This is a genomic window from Shewanella sp. MF08487, assembly GCF_050848685.1.
GTDB lineage: Bacteria > Pseudomonadota > Gammaproteobacteria > Enterobacterales > Shewanellaceae > Shewanella > Shewanella glacialipiscicola.
Genome location: NZ_JBOZPB010000028.1, coordinates 46,894 through 57,004 on the forward strand (window position 1 = coordinate 46,894; position 10,111 = coordinate 57,004).

The following is a 10,111-nucleotide window of genomic DNA, read 5'->3' on the forward strand; positions in this document are numbered from 1 at the left end:
CGCCTGCAATATAAGCATATCGCCTTTATTCAATTACCATCGCATTCACCAACGGCTGGCTAATCTCAAGAACGTACGTATTTTAGGCCGTCTGTTGCGAGGCCTTAGTATGTTCACACTTGTCTGCTTGGTTAGTGCAAATCTCAATGGTTGCGCGAATTCTTTGGAAACCTGTGCGCCCAGCGAGCTTAAACTGACATGGGCCAACCCTAGTGAGCTGCAAGCGACAGTCACAAAACTCAGTTCCGCAGAATTCGAGGGCAGAAAAACTCAAACCCAAGGCGCGGCTAAAAGTCGTGACTATATAAAGCAGACATTTCAAACATTAGGTTTACAGCCTTGGGGAAAGGACTTTATCGTGCCGTTTGAGTATCACACTCTTTTTACCCAAAATAGCGGCGCCAATGTGGTCGCTATCGCCATGGCGCAAACGCCGACCAATAGGTGGCGTATTGTTGTTGCTCATTATGATCATTTAGGCATGAGCGGTAGTCATATTTACCACGGCGCCGATGATAACGCTTCGGGTGTCGCGACAATGTTAGCCATTGCCGCTCGCTGGCAACAGCAACTTGGCTTGCCAGCCCATACTTTGCCTAACGTCAATTTGATGTTTGTCGCGACGGATGCTGAAGAACCCGGACTCTATGGCAGCACTGCCTTGGTCGAGCAACTCAAAACTCGCCTACCCGAGGCAACATTTGAATTAATGCTTAATCTCGACATGGTAAGTCACCCGAGTAAACCCTATGCCATTTATCTCGAAGGTAGTCAAAACTTCAATCAGTTCAACCAATTCAAACCGCTCTTGAGTGAGCAAAACCGATTATGCATTAAACTGAGTCACCCCAAGCCCATTGGCCGCAGCATACAAAATACTAATTGGTTGCAAGCGTCGGATCATTATCCGTTCAATAAAGCGAATATCCCTTGGTTATATTTAGGGCTGCCAATCCATCCGCAATATCACACGCCTGAGGATACCGTGGCGACAATCGACATCACTTTTTTGGCAGCGGTGACTGAATCTGCATTTGAACTAGTTCAATTAAATGTTGAATATTTAAAGAATTAATGGGAAGTGGCGCGTTTCTTGCTCAGTTTTAGCGAAAAAAATGCAGGAAACAGCGTAAATAGTGTGACTCAGGTTGGTAAAGTGTGCGCTATGCTGCTATAATCCGTCCTTCGCGGGAAATCGACACGGGGTTGATTTTCTGTCTGTGCAACTTTAGCGCCATTTTGCGCGCGCATCCACAAGGCTACAACCCAATGTCATCCGATGAAAGAACTTTCCGTGAACTCGGCCTATCCGAGAATTTGTTGCGTGCTCTTGACGAGCTAGGTTATGAAAAACCGACGCCAATCCAATCAGCCAGTATCGACCCTCTTATGGCTGGCAAAGATATTTTAGGTCAAGCGCAAACAGGTACAGGTAAAACTGGTGCCTTCGCTTTACCCCTGTTAAATAAAGTCACCAGCCAAACTACACCGCAAATTCTAGTATTAGCGCCAACGCGCGAATTAGCGGTTCAGGTTGCTGAAGCTTTCAGTAGCTATGCCAAATTCATGAAGAATTTCCACGTACTGCCAATTTACGGCGGTCAAAGCATGCAACAACAGTTGAATGCCCTAAAACGTGGCCCACAGGTTATTGTTGGTACGCCAGGTCGTGTTATGGACCATATGCGTCGCGGCACTTTGAAACTCGATTCATTACAAGCCTTAGTGCTCGATGAAGCCGATGAAATGTTAAAAATGGGCTTCATCGATGATATCGAGTGGATCCTTGAGCACACGCCAAGCGAGCGCCAGTTAGCGCTATTCTCTGCCACTATGCCAGAGCAAATTAAGCGTGTTGCTAACCAATACTTGCGCAATCCAGTACATGTTCGTATTGAATCAAGCCAAACAACGGTTGAGTCAATCGAGCAGCGTTTTGTACAAGTATCACAACACAACAAACTTGAAGCGTTAGTACGTGTATTAGAAGTTGAAAACACTGAAGGTGTTATCATATTCGTCCGTACTCGTAACTCATGTGTTGAGTTAGCTGAAAAGTTAGAAGCTCGTGGTTATGCTTCATCACCTTTACATGGTGACATGAACCAGCAAGCCCGTGAGCGCGCAGTTGATCAACTGAAACGTGGCAAATTAGACATCCTGATCGCGACTGACGTTGCGGCCCGTGGTCTTGACGTTGAGCGTATCGGTCACGTTGTCAACTACGATATTCCGTATGATGCTGAAGCTTATGTACACCGTATTGGCCGTACTGGCCGTGCTGGCCGTACTGGTATGGCGATCCTGTTTGTGACTAGCCGTGAAATGCGCATGCTGCGCACTATCGAGCGCTCAACTAACAGCCGTATTTCACCGATGAAAATTCCAAGCCCTGAGAGTGTTGCAGAGCGTCGTCTATCTCGCTTAGGTGAGCAACTGGCTGAAACAATCAGCGGCGATTTAGATTTCATGAAAGAAGCTGTTGCCCAATTATGCCAACAGTTAGAAGTCGATACCGATCTTCTAGCCGCAGCATTATTACAGCAAGTTCAGCAAGAGCGTCCGCTGCAATTGCCAGCGATTCAAGAACGTGCTCGTGATGAACGTAGTGAGCGCCCTGAACGTAGCAGCAGTGATCGTGGCGACCGCGGAAGTGACCGTGGTGGTGAGCGCAGAAGTCGCGAACCGCGTCCAATGCCAGCGAGCCTAGGCAGCGCTGAAGCACTAAAAGACAACCCAGATTTAAAAATGTGCCGTTACGTTATCGACGTAGGTCGTGAGAATGGTGTTGGTGTTGGTAACATCGTTGGCGCTATCGCAAACGAAGCGAACATCGACAGCCGTTACATTGGCGCAATCCAACTTTACGATGCAGTGACCACTGTTGACCTGCCAGATGGCATGCCAAAAGACGTGTTACAGCACTTACGCAAAGTGCGTGTTTGTGGCAAGCCATTGAACATCCGCGAAGCTGGCGATCAAGTATTTGTTGATTCTGGCCGTAGTGCTCGTTCAGACCGCCCCGCCGGTGACCGTAAGCCTCGTGGCGACCGTCCAACGGGTGAGCGCCCAACTGGCGACCGCCCAGCGGGTGAGCGCCCAACTGGCGACCGCCCAGCGGGTGACCGTAAGCCTCGCGCTGCGTCTACTGGTGATAAGCCATTTGCTGACCGTAAACCTCGTGCAGACAAACCTGCCGGTGAGCGTAAGCCACGTAAACCACGTGAAGATTAATCTAACGATTATCTAGCTAAGCTAGAGACTAAAAAAGGAGCCTAGGCTCCTTTTTTATTGGTTTAAATTTCTTTACCGAACCTCATGCTTAGTGTCTAATTGCCTTACAGCTTAACGACTTGAACAATCATCCACCATGAAAAAAGCCCTTACCGCCGGCTTATTATCCGCCTTAGTGGCTCCCGGCAGCGGTCATTTTTACCTGCAACATAAACGCCGAGCCCTAGTGTTTTTTGTACTGGCAATACTGAGCCTCGGTCTGTTGCTGCAACAAGTAATGCAAGTCGCACAAGTTATCTCGCTTGATATTCAAACTGGCGTGTTGCCATTAGATATAGGCGTAATTGCGGCCGAAGTGACCAAGCAAACCACCGCAACCATCCGTGATGGTGCAGATAAGCTGATGTACGGGTTTATCCTCTGCTGGCTGATTGCCATATTAGATAGCGTGCGCTTGGGACTAAAGCAAGATAAGCAAGATGCACTTACCGCTAACAACGCGCTGCGGTAAGGTATTTGCCACAAATCACGCGCGGCTCAAATCCCATCGAGAAATAACAGACAGACTTTACTTACTTTTAATAAAAGCCCTTCACCTTTTACACACCGTACTTTAATAGCCAAACTTTTAATAACAAACCTTTATGACGATAAGCGCGGCTCATTAGGTGCAATGGTGTCGATTGGCTAATCACCTATGGCCCACGCTTCAATAAAACTATGGTAACAAGCCACCAGCATGTCAGCATCCAGGGCATAATCTGGAATGGTTTCGGGGCAATAAAGGGCGCAGCGGCTACCTGCATTTTGGGCGGTTTGCAGATCAAATAGATAATCACCCACATATAAAATATCTGCGGGGGCTAATTGCCACTGCTGGCAAATAAGCTCAATACCTTCAGGGTGCGGCTTTGGCTGCGCATCATCGCGGGTTAACACCAATGAGATATCAATGCCGAGCTTATTGATAGTGATTTGCGCCGCTTCTGGCATATTGCGCGTCAAAATCGCCAAGGGCAGCGACTTAGCCCGTAAGTATTCGATAAGCTCCTTAGCACCATCAATCCAACTGGCATTGAGTGAGCTTTGCCTTTCATACTCATGGACTATCTCAAATGCTTTATTTCGGACTTCGCCTTCACTGAGACTATTAACATGGGCCAAAATATCCGTACCAGAATGAATGCCGAGCTCGCGACGCAGCCCGGCAAAATCAGGATTTGAATGCGCCAAAGTACCGTCAAGATCGAAGATGACGCCACGGATATTTTTAAGTTTTACATCACTGAGTCGTGTAATCACAGACCTTTCCCATAGATAAAATGTATGCGTTAGACAGCCTGCAAACGCTTCGCCTGACGATTACGGTACATAGGCAGCAATTGCACCACCATCACCGACACTATGATTACGCCAATCCCCAGCAGCGATAAACTATCTAATTCATCGGCATGAAAAACTTCTGGCCACCAGCCCATCGCGACCACGATAGCTGTCGCACTAAAACTAAACACTGGCGTTAAGGCTAACATCGCGCTCACCTGCGCTGTCGGCCAATACTTCATTGACTGTCCAAAACAGCCATAGGCAATTAAAGTATTGGCAGCGCAAAACAGTGCAATCTGCCACTCGAAGCTATCCATATCGGCAAACTGACTAAAGTCGCTAAAGGGAGCCATTACGAAAATACCTAAGGCATAGATCACTAAAAGCACGTTGGCAGGTGATAATCGATTTAATAATGACTTTTGCAATAAGGCATAGCTGGTCCAAGACAACGCTGAGAACTGAATAATCATCACTCCAATCCAAATTTGATAATTGTTCGTGGCTGAAAAATTTAAATTAGGATGGAAAAACATCAGCATACCTAAAGCTAAGGTCGCAAAACAGCTGAGTTGCACCGCATTTAGTCGTTCCTTGAAAAATAGCACACCACCAAAAGCTAAGAAGAAAGGCGACGTCTGGAAATTCAGCTGGGCGGCACCGGGCGCGAGGTAATCGAGGGAGTAAACAAAAGAAACATAATTGAGCATCAAAAACATGCCCGCCAGCACCAACCTTAACCAGACTTTGACATCGAGCGCGGCAAATTGCTTAAGACTACCCGCACTCCATTGAATCAATATGCTGACTAATAGCGCAACCAGAAAACGGAACCAAGTCAGTGTTACCGGATCGATAAAAGCACCCGACAGTTTTAAGGCTATCGGCAGCATGCCCCAAAATAACACGGCAACTGAGATGAAAATAAGCCCGAGTTGAGCATGATTATTTGCCTGTGGCGCGTTAAGGTTGAGATTCACGGATGAGTCCAATAGAGACCGCAAAATGGGCTGCCATTCTGGCACTGAGTTAAGCTAATATCTAGCCTCTAATTATGGAAATATAAGTGCTGAGTTGGATACTTTAACTGACACTGATGTGATGTGATGTGAGTAATATGAGCGATGTGAGTTTCAATCGCTTAAGGTTATTGGAGCTTTAGCTCGCATGTTTAATTCTTCGGCAATTGATTTTCAGCGTAGGCGAACATTGTTATTTCCAGTGATAGCATTAACCGAGTATATTTGGCCGATTAAAATGGCTTATCGGCCGCCCTCTTTTACGCCACATATTTATAGGCTAACTCTTTAAATAGGAAAGTTAATGTTATCTACCGTCACTCTCGAGCAAGTACAAATGTGTATCAAGCCCGCGGCAAAAGAACTCGCCATGCGCCGTGCTGCTGGCACAAACGGAGATTTACTTAACCCAGAACTGAGGCCAACAAACTTCGAGCAGGCCTTCGCTATTCAACAAGCCGTGGCAGAAATATTTAACACAACCGACAATAATCCTATCGCGGCGTGGAAATGCCTACTACCCACGGCTGAAAAAACTGTCGTTGCGCCTATCTATCAAAATGATGTGTATCAACAATCAGCCACTTGTCCACTGTATGCATCGAATCAACAACTGGCTCGCGTCGAACCCGAGCTGGCTTTTGAGATAGCTCGCAATTTGCCACCAAGAGCGACGCCTTATACCGAAGCTGAAATCGACTCAGCACTCGGCAATAGTCGCTTGGCGCTTGAGTTGATAAAAAGCCGCTACCACACGCCCAGTGAAGCTACCTATTTTGATGCCCTAGCCGATGGCTTAGTTAATCAAGGATTATGGTTAGGCCCAGTGCTTAACGCACTAGAGGGTGTAGATACGAATCGTTTTGAGCTCAGCGTTAACATTAAAGAAGGCGAAACACTGCAAAAATCGGCCATTCATCCCAATGGTTCCGCTAAAGCAGGGCTGTACTGGCTGGTTAATTTTTTATCAACCCAAGGTATTGGCTTAACTCAAGGCCAATATGTGATCACCGGATCTTACGCGGGTGTACTTGACTTGCCATTGGCACAAGTCTGCCATTTTGAATACGGTGCGCTTGGGCAGTTTGCTGTCACATTTATCGCTAAATAACCTGTACTCAGAATACTCTCTGCGGCGCTACTGATTAAATAGCCTATTAAAAGACAAATAGGCGAGCTTACGCCTCACTCAGTTCGCCTATTTGTCAAATCAACCTTTTCTCGCCACACGCCATCCGTTAACAAAAATCAAACTAACTTGCCTCAAAATATACACCTATGTATCATCTAGATTCATCAATAATAAGGATATATAAAATGTCGCATGGAAAAATGCTGCCCATTGCTTACTTTCTTGCCCTCACTTTAGGCACCTCTTTTAGCTTACACGCCTCAGAAAATAGCTTTGCTAAAGCCTATAGCGCCTATCAAGCCGCGGTGGAAAAAGGCGATGCTGCGAACATTGAAGCGAGTGCTAAAACAGCCTACCAACTCGGCGAAGTTCAGTATGCCAAAGACAGTGTCGACTTAGCCAATCTCGCCATAAACTGGGCCAGTGCGATAGAAAATCAAGTCGCCCCAAACCCATTTATAGAACCCCATTTTCAGCAAACAGCCAAAGCTAATGAATTATATAAACTCGCGCTTGCTAACTATAAAATCCATTATGGTAAGCAAGCACTTGAGCTTATCGACCCCTTACTTGGCGTAGCGCAAACAGCCGCCAAAGCTAAAGTAGCGAAAGACTATTTCCTTGATGCTATAGCGGTTGCAGAAAAGTCTGATAATAAAAAAATTCTAGCCGATGTGAAAATGACCGCATTCAGTCGCTTATCTAAAACCGAACTCTACACTCGAGACGTAAGAAGCTATGCCTTCGATGCTTATGATATTTATAAAGAAATTTTACCAGAAAATGCATTAGAAAGAGTTAAGGCCACCTATATTGTTGGTGCAGTTGAGTTTGCAGACAAACATGACAATAAAGCCGAACCTTTATTGCTCGAAGTGGTTAAACAGTTCGATGCACTTAACTTTAGTCATCCCTATGCCTTAAGTGCCCATGCTTATTTAGTCGAGCTTTACGAGCGTCAGAATAAACGCGAGCAATCCACGGCCCATTGTATTGCTATCGGGAAAATGCGCCCATGGGCCGACGCACAGGAACAACGGCCTATTTTCCGTACCGTACCAGACTATCCAATGTCCTATGCCCAACGAAAAAAAAGTGGCTGGGTAGAGCTAAATCTCACTATCGATGAGATGGGATTTGTTAAAAATCCCGAGATCACTAACTCTGAAGGGGGTGCGCTATTCGAAAAAGAAACATTGAAAATGATCGATAAATGGCGATACGCCCCTAAGTTTGAAGATGGTAAACCAGTCACCGCACAAACTATGGTTCGGATCGAATACAAGATTGATAAGTAACTATCTAAGTAGCCCGTTACGTTAGCTCATAGCCTAGCCCATCGAGCACTCTCGATGGGCTTTGCTCATCTTGCGTCCTAAATAAACGCGGATTTTCCCCTTGCTTAAGCAGGCTTAAGCAGACTTGGCAAATACATGCATCGGTAGACGCTAGTTGTAACCTTAATACCTGATGCTCATCTAAAGCTTGCTCTTGCAAGGCGGCCAAAGGTGGGAACACCTGCTGCGCGCACCAACAATCTTCAATGCCCTTACCCAAAATCACCGCACATTGATTTGCGCCTTTGCACAGAGGGCAAATTTGTGCGGCTTCTAACTTAGGTTGTTCCGATGGCTGAGACACGGTAATCCTTATTGCAAGATAAGTTGTTATAGCGCTGAGATCATAATAGATTTTTGCAACTCAAACTTAGTTGATTGGCACCAAAGTGAAATTTTAAAACTTTCCAAACTACGTTTGAATGCTTTAGTTTAAAAGTCGTGGGGCTTCACCCTTCAGGCTAATATTGGTGCTGTTTAGCACAATGCTATATTTATTGCGGCCTCACGGCCGAGATAAATCAAAGTCGTGGGTCTTCAACCCACACCCGACCAAGAGGGGATCAACAGCAATTCCCTCTTGGATCTCCCTTGCCGCCCCTAGCGAAGTTACATGCATTAGAGACTGGCCTTGGTCTTATGGATAAATTGTTATCGCTTCCGAAGGATGCGTCCCTGCACCTGCGAAAGCTAGCCGGTCATCCATGACCGGACTCACGCAATTTATTCCAACGCCCCGCGGCAACTTCACAGGGGATGGTGAACTTCTGTCGCCACAGTGCCAGCGATTAATCCCCAAAGATCTATGCCTGTACGATCTTGCAATTGGTTGTATTCATCAAGTAATACCTAACTCGAATGATATTTGGGTATATTCATTTGGCTCTGTGAGCTACATTACTGCGTTATAGCAAGTGTGTTCATCGATGCATACATGCTGGGTGCGTTTTATTTTTAATCCGAAAGTTGAATAGATAGTGTTTCTTAGGTAGCTAAGTACTTTATCGTTTTAACGCCGCGTTAAATAGTGAGCAACGTTACCACCAAAGCTAAACCATTGTGCCGTAAACACTAGAGCCGATTCAAACCAAAAATACCGAGCGTTGCGAATCAGCCTTAAACACTTGTTAAGTTTTATATTCTTTGGAATTAAACTCTTGTAGTGCACCCTTTAAGCCTGCAAAAAGTGGCTCATAGTTTTGTCTTAATGTTTCGGAAAAAGCTGGTTTCTCGCCACAAAACTGAAATAGAAATAGTGAGCGCATTTCTGCAAAAGTGCAGAGATCAGAAATAGAGCGAGCAATATGCGCAGATTTAACCCATGCTTGTTCTTCTGTATTTCGGACACATCGCTCCCACACCATACCAACACCGTCACCATCTTTATGGATAAGATGACTACTCATCCCGTAGTTATAACCTAGATGGATCAAAGGGTTAAGCCTCTTATCATTAGACTCACTAAACTCTTGTATAATGTGGCTAAACGACCACTTTTGTTCTAGCTGTTTCCGTTGCTGTTTATTTGTATCACCTCGAATACTGTCCACTTGTTCTGGTTCAAGTGTTAGTTCTTGAATTGATAACCAATTATGCATTTCTTGTGGCTCGACTTCTGCCAACAAAGAACTCGCACGGTCACTTCGTTTGATAGCAGAGTAACTAGGAAGGATCGCCCAATATTCATTAACTTTCTTTAGTACTTCCTCTTCAGAGCCATTCAACATATAAATGTACTTAGTAACACCTTCAATTATTGAACGATTAATAATTTCAGCATCCCACTCTTGACCATGCTGTAACAAAATAAGCGAACTCTCTGAGCTAAAGTGACAAGATAAATACAATTGGGTACTTACAAACCTAATCATGGGATGCATATTTGGAAAGTCTTTATCAAGAATGGGCTTGCAGTGATCAAAGTGCTCACCAATATAATGACTAGGGTCTGTTGATCTTTGCTGTACAAATGTTGCTCAGCAATACATCGGCAGCCACATTAACATAAACGCCAGTGACACCATACTGGCGTAATTTCTTGCTAGCTTGTCATATCTTGTTGA

At 45.4% G+C, this 10,111-nt stretch carries 9 protein-coding genes and 1 pseudogene; 5 read left to right on the top strand and 5 right to left on the bottom strand.

What is annotated here, in order from left to right:
* The first annotated feature begins 43 nt into the window (after positions 1–43).
* The 3 genes from ACRN9H_RS16910 to ACRN9H_RS16920 all read left to right on the top strand — a co-directional run bounded on the left by ACRN9H_RS16910 (position 44) and on the right by ACRN9H_RS16920 (position 3,745).
* The gene (locus ACRN9H_RS16910; RefSeq protein ID WP_432315326.1) at positions 44–1,075 is read left to right on the top strand and encodes a M28 family peptidase; all 1,032 of its coding nucleotides are present in this window, start codon (positions 44–46) and stop codon (positions 1,073–1,075) included.
* A gap of 194 nt (positions 1,076–1,269) precedes the next feature.
* Positions 1,270–3,234, top strand: a complete 1,965-nt coding sequence (locus tag ACRN9H_RS16915; RefSeq protein ID WP_432315328.1) for a DEAD/DEAH box helicase — start codon at positions 1,270–1,272, stop codon at positions 3,232–3,234.
* 136 nt (positions 3,235–3,370) lie between these two features.
* A complete protein-coding gene (locus tag ACRN9H_RS16920) occupies positions 3,371–3,745 on the top strand; it encodes a DUF6677 family protein (protein ID WP_220774711.1) in 375 nt (124 codons plus the stop codon).
* Between the two features lie 176 nt (positions 3,746–3,921).
* Here the strand turns inward: ACRN9H_RS16920 and ACRN9H_RS16925 are convergent, their stop codons facing one another.
* Both ACRN9H_RS16925 and ACRN9H_RS16930 read right to left on the bottom strand, forming a co-directional pair.
* Positions 3,922–4,536, bottom strand: coding sequence for an HAD family hydrolase (locus ACRN9H_RS16925; RefSeq protein ID WP_432315310.1), 615 nt, complete (start codon positions 4,534–4,536; stop codon positions 3,922–3,924).
* A 29-nt stretch (positions 4,537–4,565) separates the two neighbouring features.
* Positions 4,566–5,540, bottom strand: coding sequence for a DMT family transporter (locus ACRN9H_RS16930; RefSeq protein ID WP_432315312.1), 975 nt, complete (start codon positions 5,538–5,540; stop codon positions 4,566–4,568).
* 343 nt (positions 5,541–5,883) lie between these two features.
* Here ACRN9H_RS16930 and ACRN9H_RS16935 point away from each other — a divergent pair, with 343 nt between their 5' ends.
* A complete protein-coding gene (locus ACRN9H_RS16935; RefSeq protein ID WP_432315314.1) occupies positions 5,884–6,690 on the top strand; it encodes a hydratase in 807 nt (268 codons plus the stop codon).
* Between the two features lie 206 nt (positions 6,691–6,896).
* Positions 6,897–8,009, top strand: a complete 1,113-nt coding sequence (locus ACRN9H_RS16940; protein WP_432315316.1) for an energy transducer TonB — start codon at positions 6,897–6,899, stop codon at positions 8,007–8,009.
* A gap of 16 nt (positions 8,010–8,025) precedes the next feature.
* On the opposite strand, the gene ACRN9H_RS16945 is transcribed toward ACRN9H_RS16940, so the two are convergent.
* The 3 genes and pseudogenes from ACRN9H_RS16945 to ACRN9H_RS16955 all read right to left on the bottom strand — a co-directional run.
* Entirely contained in the window at positions 8,026–8,352 is a 327-nt protein-coding gene (locus tag ACRN9H_RS16945; RefSeq protein ID WP_432315318.1) for a cysteine-rich CWC family protein, read from the bottom strand.
* A gap of 823 nt (positions 8,353–9,175) precedes the next feature.
* Positions 9,176–9,928 (bottom strand): DUF5677 domain-containing protein, encoded by a 753-nt coding sequence (locus ACRN9H_RS16950; RefSeq protein WP_432315320.1) that lies wholly within the window; start codon positions 9,926–9,928, stop codon positions 9,176–9,178.
* Between the two features lie 96 nt (positions 9,929–10,024).
* Positions 10,025–10,111: pseudogene (locus ACRN9H_RS16955) on the bottom strand (IS5/IS1182 family transposase); the annotation flags it as partial.